This is a genomic window from Janthinobacterium lyxosi (assembly GCF_051380665.1).
Taxonomy (GTDB): Bacteria; Pseudomonadota; Gammaproteobacteria; order Burkholderiales; family Burkholderiaceae_D; genus Janthinobacterium.
This window is the reverse complement of the sequence record NZ_JBNYXM010000005.1, coordinates 182,446-196,382: the sequence shown is the minus strand read 5'-3', so window position 1 is coordinate 196,382 and position 13,937 is coordinate 182,446. Positions and strand designations below refer to the sequence as shown.

At 64.2% G+C, this 13,937-nt stretch carries 10 protein-coding genes; all 10 read right to left on the bottom strand.

Translation table 11 applies throughout. The annotated features are described in order from the left end of the window. Positions 1 to 16: 16 nt before the first annotated feature. Positions 17 to 697: an urease accessory protein UreF gene (locus ACQ4WP_RS07060; RefSeq protein ID WP_436519387.1), complete on the bottom strand. Its 681-nt coding sequence runs from the start codon at positions 695 to 697 to the stop codon at positions 17 to 19. Next, positions 697 to 1,212: an urease accessory protein UreE gene (gene ureE / locus ACQ4WP_RS07055; RefSeq protein WP_436519314.1), complete on the bottom strand. Its 516-nt coding sequence runs from the start codon at positions 1,210 to 1,212 to the stop codon at positions 697 to 699. Before ureE ends, ACQ4WP_RS07060 begins: the two co-directional genes overlap by 1 nt. 13 nt (positions 1,213 to 1,225) lie before the next feature. Then, positions 1,226 to 2,926 carry an urease subunit alpha gene (gene ureC, locus ACQ4WP_RS07050; protein WP_436519313.1) on the bottom strand — a complete coding sequence of 567 codons (1,701 nt, stop codon included), beginning with the start codon at positions 2,924 to 2,926 and terminating at the stop codon, positions 1,226 to 1,228. A gap of 1 nt (position 2,927) precedes the next feature. Next, entirely contained in the window at positions 2,928 to 3,257 is a 330-nt protein-coding gene (locus ACQ4WP_RS07045) for an urease subunit beta (protein ID WP_436507898.1), read from the bottom strand. Positions 3,258 to 3,287: 30 nt separating this feature from the next. Further along, positions 3,288 to 3,590: an urease subunit gamma gene (locus ACQ4WP_RS07040; RefSeq protein WP_436473543.1), complete on the bottom strand. Its 303-nt coding sequence runs from the start codon at positions 3,588 to 3,590 to the stop codon at positions 3,288 to 3,290. 12 nt (positions 3,591 to 3,602) lie between these two features. Then, on the bottom strand, positions 3,603 to 4,469 hold the full coding sequence (locus ACQ4WP_RS07035; RefSeq protein WP_436519312.1) for an urease accessory protein UreD: 867 nt from the start codon (positions 4,467 to 4,469) through the stop codon (positions 3,603 to 3,605). A 159-nt stretch (positions 4,470 to 4,628) separates the two neighbouring features. Then, complete coding sequence (locus ACQ4WP_RS07030; protein WP_436519311.1) at positions 4,629 to 6,833, bottom strand: EAL domain-containing response regulator; 2,205 nt, start codon at positions 6,831 to 6,833, stop codon at positions 4,629 to 4,631. Positions 6,834 to 7,007: 174 nt separating this feature from the next. After that, positions 7,008 to 9,173 carry a sensor histidine kinase gene (locus tag ACQ4WP_RS07025; protein ID WP_436519310.1) on the bottom strand — a complete coding sequence of 722 codons (2,166 nt, stop codon included), beginning with the start codon at positions 9,171 to 9,173 and terminating at the stop codon, positions 7,008 to 7,010. After that, entirely contained in the window at positions 9,170 to 12,250 is a 3,081-nt protein-coding gene (locus tag ACQ4WP_RS07020) for a sensor histidine kinase (RefSeq protein ID WP_436519309.1), read from the bottom strand. Before ACQ4WP_RS07020 ends, ACQ4WP_RS07025 begins: the two co-directional genes overlap by 4 nt. 162 nt (positions 12,251 to 12,412) lie before the next feature. After that, positions 12,413 to 13,759 carry a type VI secretion system baseplate subunit TssK gene (gene tssK, locus ACQ4WP_RS07015; protein ID WP_436519308.1) on the bottom strand — a complete coding sequence of 449 codons (1,347 nt, stop codon included), beginning with the start codon at positions 13,757 to 13,759 and terminating at the stop codon, positions 12,413 to 12,415. Between the last annotated feature and the right edge of the window lie 178 nt (positions 13,760 to 13,937).

Sequence of the window (13,937 nt, the reverse complement as noted above, 5' to 3'; positions counted from 1 at the left end):
TCTCTCATTGAATAGTTCAGGAACGGTACAGGCGGCTGTACTGCACTTCGTGCCGCATCGACAGCAGCGACAGGCCGGGTGTCCAGTTGCCCATTTCGTCGTCTTGTAACGTTTGCGCCGTCAGCGCCGCCGCTTCCAGTTCCGGCCGCAGCGACAGCAGCAGACGCTGGCCCGCCACCTGCCCCAGCGGCACGGATTTCACGCAGACGAGCACCTGGTTTTCCGCCCAGGCGAACAGCATGGCCAGCAGCGCCTCTTCACGCGGAATGGCCAGCGCCGCCACGGCGCAGGCATAGGCCGTGGGCAGTGCCACTTCCGGCAGCCCCTGCAGCATGTCGATCAGCACGCCGTCGGCCACGCCCAGCTCGGCCAGCAGCTTGGTCAATGAGTATCCCATCTGGATGGTTTCGGCGCGAAACTCCGCCGTGTCGCGCGAAGCGATGAAACGCTCGCTCCAGCACTGCACGGCGCCCACGTCCTGCGCCTCGAACGCCTGCATCAAACGCCAGCACAGCGGCGCTTCCCAGCGCGCCACCACCAGCGCCAGATGCTGCGCGATCCACTCGCGCGCCGTGGCCGCGTCGTGCACCAGGCCCGATTCGAGCGCCGCTTCCAGTCCCTGCGAATAGCTGTAGGCGCCAATCGGCAAGGCCGGGCTGGCGAACTGCAGCAAATGCAGCAGGGCCGAGGCCTGCATCATGCAGTGTCACCGGGACGGTGGATTTTCTGCCGCAGCGGCACGGGCGCCAGCAAATGCTGGCCGTGGCCGTCATGGTGGCCATGGCCGCCGCCATACGCGCCCGCCTCCGGTTCGAACGGCGCGCTTTCTTCCGTCACAGTCGCCTGCAAGCCTTGCAGCATCTCCTTCAACACCACGTCCTTGCGGATGCGCAAAAAGCCGTCGCCCACCTGCGCCTGCGTGTGGCGATTCCCCAAATGAAAAGCACAGCGCAGCAGGGTATGCGCATCCGCGCAGCGCACCAGGTAGGTCGGTTCGCGCGCGGCGACGATTTGCACCACCTGGCCATCCGGTCCCGTCATGCGCTCGCCGTCGCGCAGCACCGTGCCGCGCACGGTGAACACGGCCACCTCGTCGCCATTCGACAGCACGGCGCGCAGCCGGCATTTTTCGCGCTGGTCGTAGGGCAGCACAAGTTGGGCAACGGCGGCACGATGATCGTCAACCGCCAGTTTGGTATGCAAAGTGAGCATGATTGTCTCCTGCTTAAAATAGAAAATAGCGCTGCGCCATCGGCAGTACGGCGGCCGCCTCGCACACGAGCAACTGGCCGTCGGCGCGCACGGCATAGGTTTCCGGGTCCACTTCCATGTGCGGCGTGGCGCTGTTGTGTAGCATGTCGTGCTTGCGCAAGCCGCGCATGTTTTTCACGGCGATGACGGATTTATTCAGTTTCAACTGGTGGCCGATATCGAGGTCGTAGGCCGCCTGCGAGACAAAGGTGAACGACTTTTTCAGGCCGCCGCCAAAGGCGCCGAACATCATGCGGTAGTGCACGGGTTGCGGCGTGGGGATCGAGGCGTTCGGGTCGCCCATCTGCGCGGCGGCGATCATGCCACCCTTTAGTATCATCGACGGCTTGACGCCGAAGAAGGCCGGCTTCCACAGCACGAGGTCGGCGATCTTGCCCGCCTCGATGGAGCCGACCACGTGGGATATCCCATGCGTGATGGCCGGGTTGATCGTGTACTTGGCGATGTAGCGCTTGGCGCGAAAATTGTCGCTGCGCGCCGTGTCGGGCGCCAGCGGCCCCCGCTGCACCTTCATCTTGTGCGCCGTCTGCCAGGTGCGCATGATCACCTCGCCCACCCGGCCCATGGCTTGCGAGTCGGACGACATCATCGAGATGGCGCCGATATCGTGCAAAATATCTTCGGCGGCGATGGTTTCGCGGCGGATGCGCGACTCGGCAAACGCCACGTCTTCGGCAATCGCCGGATCCAGGTGGTGGCACACCATCAGCATGTCCAGGTGCTCGTCGAGCGTGTTGACGGTAAACGGGCGCGTCGGATTGGTCGACGAGGGCAGCACGTTGGATTGCCCTACGGCGGCGATGATGTCGGGTGCATGACCGCCGCCCGCCCCTTCCGTGTGAAAGGTGTGGATGGTGCGGTCCTTAAAGGCGGCCAGCGTGTGCTCGAGAAATCCGCCCTCGTTGAGGGTATCGCTGTGCAGCGCCACCTGCACGTCCATGCGGTCGGCGACAGACAGGCAATTGTCGATGGCGGCCGGGGTGCTGCCCCAGTCTTCATGCAATTTGAGGCCGATGGCGCCCGCGCGCACCTGCTCCTCCAGCGGCAGCGGCAAACTCACATTGCCCTTGCCCATGAAGCCCAGGTTCATCGGGAAGGCGTCGGCGGCCGCCAGCATGGCGTGCAAATGCCATGGCCCCGGCGTGCAGGTGGTGGCGGCCGTGCCCACGGCTGGTCCCGTGCCGCCGCCCAGCATGGTGGTCACGCCGCTCATCAGGGCTTCCTCGATCTGCTGCGGGCAGATGAAGTGAATATGCGTGTCGACGCCGCCGGCCGTGACGATCAGGCCTTCGCCGGCGATGATTTCCGTGGCGCCGCCGATGGGCAAGGTCACACCGGGCTGGATGTCCGGGTTGCCCGCCTTGCCGATGCCGAAGATCAAGCCATTTTTCAAGCCGATATCGGCTTTCACGATGCCCCAGTGGTCGAGGATGACGGCATTCGTGATGACGGTATCCATCACCTCGGCCGCGCAGCGCTGCGACTGGCCCATGCCGTCGCGGATCACCTTGCCGCCGCCGAATTTCACTTCTTCGCCGTAGATGGCGTAGTCATGCTCGATCTCGATGAACAGTTCCGTGTCGGCCAGGCGGATGCGGTCGCCCTTGGTGGGACCGAACATCTCGGCATACGCGCTGCGGGGAATGCTGGCCATCTCAATCCTTTCCTGGTGGAGTGTCTTGCAGTGCGCCCATCACTTCGCCATTGAAGCCGTAAACCTTGCGTTCGCCCGCCAGCGCCACCAGCTCCACCGTGCGCTGCTGGCCCGGCTCGAAGCGCACGGCGGTGCCGGCCGTGATATTCAAACGCATGCCGTAGGCGCGCCAGCGCTCGAAAGCCAGCGCCGGATTGACTTCAAAAAAGTGGAAGTGCGAGCCGACCTGTATCGGCCGGTCGCCCCGGTTGGCCACCACCACGGTGGCCGTGGCGCGTCCCGCATTGAGGCTGATTTCGCCTTCTTCCAATTTGTATTCGCCTGGGGTCATGAGGAGCTCCTGTAAATGTCGCTTACATGGTTACGGTATCGGGTGGTGCACGGTCACCAGCTTGCTGCCATCAGGGAAAGTCGCTTCCACCTGGATGTCGGGGATCATCTCGGCGATGCCGTCCATGACGTCGGCACGCGCGAGTATTTTCGTCCCGTCCGACATCAGCTGCGCCACCGACTTGCCATCGCGCGCGCCTTCCATGATGGCGGCGCTGATCAAGGCCACCGCTTCCGGATAATTCAATTTCAAGCCGCGCGCCAGGCGCCGTTCGGCCAGCAGCGCGGCCGTAAAAATGAGCAGCTTGTCTTTTTCGCGGGGAGTCAGGTCCATGTCTTTCCTTGTTCAAGTGTTCCAGCTGCGGGGCACGACGGCGTCGCGCCCCAGCATGGCGGGGCGCAGCAGCTGCCAGGCGGCCAGCATGATCGTGCGCGCCGCCTCGCTATCGCCGCACAGCAGGCGCACCACCATCAGCGATTTCATCTGCGTGGCGCCAAACACGGCACCGGCAGGCACAGTGATCTCGCGCAAGGCGGCCAGCACGGCGGGAGAAATAGGCGTGCCGACGGCGATCAGGGTGGCGCATACCGTGTGGCCGGCCAGGCCCAGGGGACTGGCCATCAGCGCGCCGCCGGCGGCCAGCACGCCCTGCTCCCACCACAGCAGCTTGCCGCCGCGGCGGATCTGCACCTGCTGGGCGATGCTGCCCTTATTAAAAATTTCGCCAGAGGCGCTGCGGCCCAGGCAGACGATGTCGCAGCCGATGTAGCTGGCGTCCGCCGCCAGTTCCACTTCATGGCGCAGGCGCACGCAAGCCTGATTGAAAAAGATACTCTCCTGTGGCAGCCACTCGATGGCAGCGCCGCTGCCCGCTCGCAGCACGATATGCTGGCCCGAGACGTGGCCATTCGCGCGGTACCACTTGGCCGCGCCCGGCGACGTGAGAAACGCATGCGCGCCTTCGCCCACCGTGACATCGACGGCCAGCTGATCGCCGCCCACCACGCCGCCGGGCGGATGGATGATGATGGCGTGGCAGACGGTATCGCCTTCCGGATACAGGGGCTTTTGCACGCGCAAAGGGCCGCTATGCATGCGCTCGACGAGGCGGCTGACGCCATCGTGCCAGGCAAAGCCCAGGCGCAAATGCGCCTGCCAGGCGCTGTGCGCGCTGGCGTCATTCGATGTAGCTGGACGGGTGCTGTCTGGCATGCGGGGCAATCGCGTAAATAAGCGACTACCTAAGCAGGATATGTGCCAGCGTCAGGGGAAGGAATAGTGAGCATTGCGCACCACGCTGCAGCGAACGCACCGGCATGGTGCATCGGCCGCACCGCAGCGCTTAGAACCAGCCCCTTAAAGGGCTGGCTCTTACGCCACGACCAAGGTGCGCCGTTCGCGCAGCAAGGCCGTGAATGGTGCGGCGGCCAGGGGTCGGCTGAAATAATAGCCCTGCATTTCATCGCAGCCGTGCTCCGTCAGGAAGTCGACCTGTTCACGCGTTTCCACGCCTTCGGCGATGACGCGCATGTCGAGGTTGTGCGCCAGCGAGATGACGGAACGGGCGATGGCCGCGTCGCTGCTGCTGGTGGTGACGTCGTCGACAAAGGATTTGTCAATTTTCAGCACGTCGATGGGAAAGCGCTTCAGGTAACCCAGGCTGGAATAGCCGGTGCCAAAGTCGTCGAGGGAAATGCCAACGCCGATATCCTTCAGGCGCGTCAGGGCCGCCACCGCCTTGTCCGGGTCGCCCATCACCGTGCTTTCCGTGATCTCGATACCCAGGCAGGCGGGCGCGATGCCGTATTTGCGCAAGGTCGCCTCGACGAAAGGCACCGTGCGGTCCTGCGCGAACTGTTTACCGGACAGGTTGACGGCCACCTTGATGCTGCCCAGGCCCGCGTCGTGCCAGGCGCGGATCTGCGCGCAGACGCTTTCGAGCACCCATTCGCCGATGGCCGTGATCGAGCCGTATTCCTCGGCCAGCGCGATGAAGAGGCCGGGCGGCACCTTGCCCAGCACCGGGTTATCCCAGCGCAGCAAGGCTTCCGCGCCCAGCAAGGCGCCCGTGCGCAAACACATCTGCGGCTGGTAATGCACGGCGAATTCATCGCGGCCGATGGCGCCGCGCAACTGCTGCTGCATGGCCAGGCGGGCGCGGATATCGCTGCCCATGCGCTCCGTGAAGAAGGCGTAATGGTCGCGCCCCATTTCCTTGGCGCGCACCAGGGCCGTGTCGGCGTGGCGCAGCACGTCGTCGAGGCTATCGCCGTCGGCCGGGCACATGGCGATGCCGATGCTGGTGGTCAGCGCCAGGCGCTCGCCATCGACGCTGAGCTCTTCGCGCAAGCCGGCAAGGATGGTTTGCGCCAGCGCAAGCGTGCGCCCCAACAGGGCATCGTCCTGCAGCAGGATCTGGAATTCGTCGCCGCCCTGGCGCACCACGGTGTCGCCCTCGCGCACGCAGCCGGAGAGGAAACGCGCCACCACTTGCAGCGCCTTGTCGCCCACGGCCTGGCCGTGCGAATCGTTGATATTCTTGAAGCGGTCCAGGTCCAGGCACATCAGCACCACTTGCTGGCTGTCGCGCAGGGCGTTCGCGCGCGCCTGTTCAAAGCGCTCGCGCAGCAGCACACGGTTCGGCAAACCCGTCAGCGCGTCGTGGTAGGAGAGGAAGTCGATCAGATGCTGCTCGGCCTTGCGCTCGCTGATATCGAGGAAGACGCCCACGTAGTTGACGACGGCGCCGTCCGGACCATGCACGGTGGAGACACTGAGCAAACAGGGATAGGTGTCGCCGCTCTTGCGCCGCGTTTGCACCTCGCCCGACCAGCAGCCGCTGCTGCGCAAGCCCTGGCGCATGGCCAGCAGCACCGCTTCGCCCGTGTATTCGGCGTGCAGGCGCATGATATCGGTGCCCACCACTTCCTGCGCCGCATAGCCTGTGATGCGTGTAAAAGCGGGATTGGCGGTGACGATGACGCCGGCCGGATCCGTGATCAAAATGGCGTCCTGGGTGGCTTCGAAGACCTGGCCGGACAGGCGCAGCAATTCTTCATTGGCGCGGCGGATCTGCACTTCGCGCGCCAGGGTGCTGGCCACCTGCTCCAGTTCGGCCGTGCGTTCGGCCACGCGCCGTTCCAGGTTGGCGCGCTCCTGCGCCAGCTGCAGCTGTGCCCGCGCCAGGCGCACGTGCGCATCGGTGCGGGCCAGGATTTCCTCGGCCTGGAAGGGCTTGGCGATGAAATCGACGGCGCCCAGCGCAAAGCCGCGCACCTTGTCGTCCGTATCGTACTGGGCCGACAGGAAGATCACCGGCACCTGGCGCAAGGACGGTATCTCCTTCAGGCGGCGGCAGACTTCAAAGCCGTCGAGGCCCGGCATGCGCACGTCGAGCAGGATCAGCTCCGGCGGGCGCGCCTGGGCCGTCCACAAGGCAAGCTCACCGTTCGGCGCCTGGCGCACCGCATAGCCGGCGCCGCTCAGCAAATCGCTCAACAACTTCAGCGAAGCCGGCGTATCTTCAACGATCAGTACTTCGCCCTTCGAATTTACTTCCGAAAAATCGCGGTGCATGTAGCAGTTCTCTCAGCTTTGGATGAGGCGCGGCGGTCCGTTGCCGCGCTGGACAAGACATTTCTTTGCGATGAACTACGTACTATCATCATAATCTTTATTGCAATTTAGCACCATCCATGCGCGGCACTTAGTCCGTCTTTTCAGCGAATTCGATGTTGTCAGCCCACACTTTCAAGTATGCGCCAGCGCACCCTCGCTCTCCAGCAAGACGCACAGCTGACGGTACTGGTGCTGGTCGAGCATGGCCTGCAGCGGCGCCAGCAACGGTGCCGCCGCCGCCGGCAGGGTTGCCAGCAGCTGTGCCACCCTGGCCAGATTCAATTCACGCAGCGCCACCAGCAAGGCGGCGCGCTCTTCCCCGGCCAGCAGCAGCAAGTCTTGCGCCTGCAGTGCCGGCAGCACTGTCGCCTGCGCCGGCACGGCCGGCGGCGCGGGAGCCTGCACTGGCGCCTGCGCCGCCTGCGCGGGTATGCTGAAACGGAAGGTGGCACCCTGCCCCGGCATGGACTCCAGCGTCAGTTCGCCTTTCATCAACTGCACGAATTCGCGCGAGATGGCCAGCCCCAGGCCCGTGCCATCCTTCGGTCCCGCGCTGTCGGCCTGCACGAAGGGCTCAAAAATGCGCTGCTGGTCCTCCGGAGCGATGCCGATGCCCGTGTCGCTGACGGCGAACGACAGGCGCCACGTGGCGTCATCGCGCCGCTCGCCGCGCACGCGCAAGGTGACCTCGCCGCTGCCGGCGAACTTGACGGCGTTCGACATCAGGTTCAACAGCACCTGGCGCAAGCGCGTCGCGTCGAGCAGCACGGCCGCCGGCAAGTCCGCGCAATCGAGGCGCAACGCCAGTCCCTGCTGCTCGGCGCGCATGCCCAGCATGTCCATCACCTCCTGCAACAGGGGCGCCAGCGCCACTACGGCCGTCTGCGCCTGCAAGCGTCCCGCTTCGCCCTTCGACAGTTCGAGGATTTCATTGATCAGGGTGAGCAAATGGTTGCCGGAGCGGTGGATGATGGCCAGGTTGCGCTTTTCATCGTCCTGCATGTTGGGCGAGGCGGCCATCAGGCGCGAAAAGCCGATCACGGAATTCAAGGGCGTGCGCAGTTCATGGCTCATGTTCGCCAGAAAGGTGCTCTTGGCGCGGTTCGCCGCCTGCGCCTGGCTGACGGCCACCGACAAGGCGCTCGTGCGCTCGGCCACCAGTTCTTCCAGGTGATGGCGGTGGCGCAGCAGTTCCAGTTCGGCCTCGCGGTGCGCCGTGATGTCGTAGTTGGAGCCCACCAGGCGCATGGGCTGGCCCCGCCCGTCGCGGAAGATCACGGCATCGGCCTTGATGTAGCGGATGGCGCCATCGGGCCACAAGATGCGGTACTCGTGCGTGAATGCCAGGCCGGCCCCCAGCGCGGCGCGCAGGGCCGCCTTGGCGGCCGGCACGTCGGCCGGCACCAGCGCCGCGCGCCAGATGGCCGCCGGCGCCATGCTGCTGGCCGCATCGGCCTTGAACTGCGCGTACATCTGCTCATCCCACTGCAATGCGTCGCTGCTGACGTTCCAGTCCCAGATGCCGATGCTGGCCGCGCCGGTCGCCATCTGCACGCGCTCCTCGCTGCGCTGCAGGGCGCGGTAGCGGCTGTCGAGCAGCGCCACCATGTCGCGAATGGAACGGTACAGGGTGCGCAGCTCGCCCAGGAACCACGCTTTCGGCGGCGTACCGAACGCTTCGCCCTGCCCCGCCTTGACGCCTGCGGCGTACTGGCCAATCGCCTTCAGGGGCTTGAGCATCAGACACCACATGAGCAGCCAGATGCTGGCCACCAGGATCACGTCGAGCGCCACGATCATGGCACCGATGCCCAGCGCGCGCTGCCGCAGCTGCGCGTGCAGCAGGGCCGGCGTCGCATACACGGCAACGCTGCCGATGACTTGTCCACCCATCGTCACGGGACGCCGCTGCACCAGCCAGCCCGGTTCGGCCGACAGCGCGGAGAGGCTGTCGATGGCGCCGTCCGCATTGCGGCGCAGGACCAGCGCCTCCTTGCCGATGCCCGGCGTGAGGGAACTGGCCACCAGATCGCGCTTGCCCAGCATGCTGCGCATGATGGCCTGCATCTGCTTTTCATCGAGATTCCACAAGGGCAGTTCGATGGCCACGGCCAGCTGGTCCGCGCTGACGGCCAGGCTGCGATGCAACTGCTGCAAGCGCTGCTCGCGTTCGGACTGGTAAAACAGCACGGCAAACACCAGCAGCAGCGCAGTGACGACACAGGTCAGCGCCACGCTGACGGCCAGCACGATGGATACGCTGCCCAGACGGGCGCCTTTGGGTGCGTGAAAAGTCATGCGCCTTCACCCTGCGGTTCGCTGACCAGCTGCGCCAGCAAGGCGCACAGCGCCTGGTACTGGTGCTGTTCCAGCATGGCGGCGATGTGCGCGGACAACTGCGGCAGGCTGGTGGAGACCCCGGCCAGCACGATGGCGCTGCGCCGCAAATCGAGGGCTTGCACGGATTCGAGCAGCGCCTGCCGTTCGGCTGCGCTCAGCTGGCCCAGCGCCTGCTGCAAGTCAAAGGCCGCCGCCGGCACACGCGGCGGCGCGGCGACGGTGCGTTGGAAACGCACGCCCAGTTGCTGCTCCAGCATGGCGAACAGATGTTCCTGCTCGATCGGTTTGCGCAGGAAGCCGTCGGCGCCGGCCGCCAGCGCCTCCTGCTTTTCTTCCTCGAAGGCGGAGGCGGTCATGATCACCAGGCGCGGCTGCACCAGCGCCGTTTGCGCGCGCAGCCAGCGCGTCAGCGCCAGGCCATCCATGTCCGGCATGCGCCAGTCGCTCAGCACCATATCATAGCGCTGCGCCGCCAGCATGGCTTGCGCCTGCGCGCCGCCCGCCGCTTCCTGCAGCTGGAAACCCAGCGGCTCCAGCAAGCCCGCCAGCAGCTTGCGGCAGTTGTCGTCATCATCGACCAGCAGCACCATGCGCCCGCGCTGGCCCGGCGGCAGGCGCGCCACGCGGCCCGGCGCCAGGGCCGCGATGACCGGCTGCTGCAGCACTGGCGCGCGCAGGTCGAAACGGAATACGGAGCCTGCTCCCAGCGTGGAATCGACGCGCAGCTCGCCGCCCATCAGGCGCACGAATTCGCGCGAAATGGTCAACCCCAGTCCCGTGCCGGCCTGCGCCACCGCGCTGTCGGCCTGCACGAACGGTTCAAAGATGCGCTCCAGGTCCGCTTCCGCGATGCCGCTGCCCGTATCGCGCACGGCAAACGCCAGCGCCATTTGCCCATCTTCGTCCGCCTGGCATGCCAGCGACAAGGTCACGCTGCCCTGCTCGATGAACTTGAGCGCGTTCGACAGCAGATTCAGGAGCACCTGGCGCAGCTTGGCGCCATCAAGGCGCACCAGCGGCGGCACGCCGGAACGTTCGAGCTGCAGCGCGATGCCCTGGTCGCTTGAGCGCATGCGCACCATCTCGAGCACCTCGTCGAGCAAGCCATTCAAGTCGACGGGTCCCGTTTGCAACTGCATGCGGCCCGCCTCGATTTTCGACAATTCGAGGATGTCGTTGATCAAGGTCAGCAAATGATGACCGGCGCGGTTGATGATGGCCAGGTTATGCTTTTCTTCCTCGAACATGCTGCTCGAATCGGCCATCATCTGCGAAAAACCGATCACGGAATTGAGGGGCGTGCGCAATTCGTGGCTCATGTTGGCCAGGAAGACGCTTTTCGCGCGATTCGCCGATTCGGCCTCGGTGACGGCCACCGACAGGGCGGCCGTGCGCTGCTGCACCAGTTCTTCCAGGTGGTCGCGGTAGCCGAGCAATTCCTGCTCGCTGTGCTTGCGCTCGGAAATGTCGACGATGCCGCTACGCACCAGGCGCCGCCCTTCCATGGGCAATTTGACCAACCGTACTTCGCAGGGGAAAATGCTGCCGTCGGCACGCCGTACATTGCGCTCCACCAGGACAGGCTCGCCCAGCATGGCGCGGCGCAGATGCTCTTCCATCATCAGCCCCAGCGGCAAGCCATCGGGCTGCTTGCCGGTATACAGGTCGAACGGCCCGCGTGCCAGCAGCGCTTCGCGCGACAGGCCCAGCATGCGCTGCGCGCTGCTGTTGGCGTCGACGAAGCGGTCCAGGTCCAGGTCGTACACCAGGATGGCTTCCGGCGCATGCTCGACCAGGATGCGGAAGCGCTGCTCGCTCTCGCGCGCCTCGCTCTCGGCGCGGCGCAAGCGCCGCCGCTGCAGCAGCAAGGCGCTCAGCAAGCCAGCCATCACGATGAAGACGCCGCCCACCAGCAGCACGGCGACGCGGTGTTCATGCCACAGTTGCGGCGGCCGGTTGAAAAACAGCGTGTGCGGCGGCAGCCGGCTGATGTCGGCATCCCAGCGCTGCAGCTGTTCCCAGTCATACATGGGCACCGGGCGGGCCGGCGGCAGCAAGGCGCCCGGCGCGGCAGGCGCCTTGCCCGCCAGCACGGCCAGCGACATCTGCGCCACCTGCTGCGCGGCCTGTTCGATGTGCAGGATGGAGCCGCCCAGGATACCCTTGCCGACCGTCGCGTTGTACATGCCAAAGGTGGGCACATTGGCCAGCCGCGCCAGCTGCACGGAAAACTGCACGGGCGTGGCGATGTTGCCGTCCACGTCGCGGTTGACATTGCCCGCCACCAGCACGCTATCAGGGGGCAAGTGCGCCACCGCAGAGCGCATCTGCTCCAGGGTCAGGTTATCGAGGTAGCGCATGGCCACCTTGCCCTGCCACGCCAGCGCTGCCTGCTGCATGCTGCGCTTCAAGACCTGGTCGGCCTCGCTGACGCCGACAGCCAGGACGATGGTTTTGGTCTCCGGAAACAGCGCCATGGCTTGCGCCAGGGTACCGGGAAAATCGACATTCGCCTTTTGCTGCCAGATGGCAGCCGGGCTGCCGGCCGGCAAGGCCATGCCCGAGGTGTTAATCGCCAGCACGGGCACGCCGCGCGCCAGCGGCGCCAGGTCCGACAGCAAAAAATCGAGCGCCGGCTGCTGCATGGCGATGATCAGGTCGGCCTTGCGTCCCATCATCTGAGTGTATCTTAAAAGCAACAAATCACGCATTTCGTTGCGCAGCGCCGGGTCGCCCTGGGTATTCAGGTTGAGGTGCTCAACCATGATGTCTTCGCTGGCCAGACCCGCGGCGGCCATGGCGGCCACATAGGTGCGCGTGTACGATTCCACGCCGGCGCGGCCATAATCGTAGGCGTTAAGGAACAGCACGCGCTGGCTCTGGTGCGGCGGCGCAGCGGCGGGCGCCGAAGCCGGCAAAGCGGCAGGGGCCGCGGCGACACAGAACGCCAGCAGCAATGCGCGGCAGCAGCGGCGCACCGCTGCCCTGCCCATCCAGCCGCCAGGCCGCAAGCCGCCCGGCACATCACGCATCATTCGCCATGCCCATGCTCACTCCCGCCTGTCACCATGTTTCAACTATGCACTGACGGATCAGCCACCGACACTTACAAAAACATGATAACGTCAACTGCAGGGGCAAGTCTATTCCTTAGGACAATCTTTTCACAATGCACCCGCTCGCAAGGCCAAGCAGCGTTACGCGGCGGTGCCGCTGATACCGAACAATTCCAGCTTCAGCCCTTTTATGCCAGACGGCACATAAATCGCAATCGCCTGGGCCTTGATCATGCTGTCATAAATACTGCCCTTGTTATCGATCGAAAAGTAATACGTATTGGGCCGCACCGGCACTTCAGCAGGAACCTGGGCCATATGGCGCAACTCGGCACCCGGAAGTGCCCGGCCCAGTAATAGTTCGATATTGTCCGGCGATGAAATCTTGAACTGCAACGGCACCGTGGCGACCAGTTCCAGCGCCGGCATATCGGCGTTTACCGCAAGACAGAGTTCGGTCTGACGGTCAATCCGCTTGGCATCGAGCAAGCCGTGGTAGTGGGTGTTTTGTTGCGTGTCGTTGGACAGCGCAATCGGGAAGTAACGCGACAGGAGAACAGTATCGATCAAGTCGCGAATGATGCCATCGAGCTTGCCGAAACCGGGAGCCGCGTCATCGTGACAATAAGCCGGCAAGTCGCTCAGTGTGTATTTTTTCGAAAACGTCATCAAGCCACCGGCCAATGTCATCAATTTTTCAAACAAATACACGGGATGGTGGCGCCGGTAACTGGCGCAATGACTGAGCGTGGCGCTGGCCGTGCTCAATGTATTGAGCATCCAGAACGAGGAAACATCGCCGCCATGAAATTCCACCGTGTTATTACCGGGCTGACGGTGGCGGCTGTACAGCGCCTCAATTTTCGCGCCCATGCGGTCGATCAGCGAATCGAGCATTTTCTGCAGCGAGGACTCGGCGCTGATGGTCAGGCCAGGCGCAATGAAGGAGGCATCGATCTCAAAGCTGCCATTGCCAGCCCGGTACAAACGGATCACCGGGATGGCAAGGTAATCATTCAAGGGGTCCAGTTGCGACAGCAGATATACGCGTTTCTTCAGATAAGCCACGTCTATGCTGACTGCCTCGCTGTACAAATCCGGGGTTTCGATATCCGCCTGGACATAGCGCGCGCCTGCAGAGCTCAAATTGCCGCCATGTGCCTGCAACATGGGCAGCGCGGCATAAAAAGTAAAACTATGTTCGCTGGAAGGCAGCTTGGACAGGTCAACCGCACTGGGCAACACATCGCCAAGCGGCGCTTCAAACAGTTCTCCATCCTGAAAGACGAGCGACATGGCGTCCGCCCGCAGGCTATTGTTGGCCAGTGCATCCGCATTCCAGCTGACACCGTGCACGCCCCATAAATGGGGATTAATCAACGAGGCCAGACGTTGCAAACGCGCTTCATGGTAGCGGTCCAGCTGCTGGAATTGCTGGGGACCGATGGCCAGGCCCTCGGACCACAGTAATTTGGATGGCAATGTCATTGCGTTCTCCATGTTGACTGTTGGAATCTTGCTGCCTTGCCAGTCTGATGTTGTCAGCGAGGAAGTCCTTGATGTTGCGCAGCAACCCTGGCCAATTATTTGCGCAAACGCAACTTACCTTTGAGCAAACGCTCGGATACTGGCCATTCCGCCGCAAAGAAACCAGGGAGAGAAAATA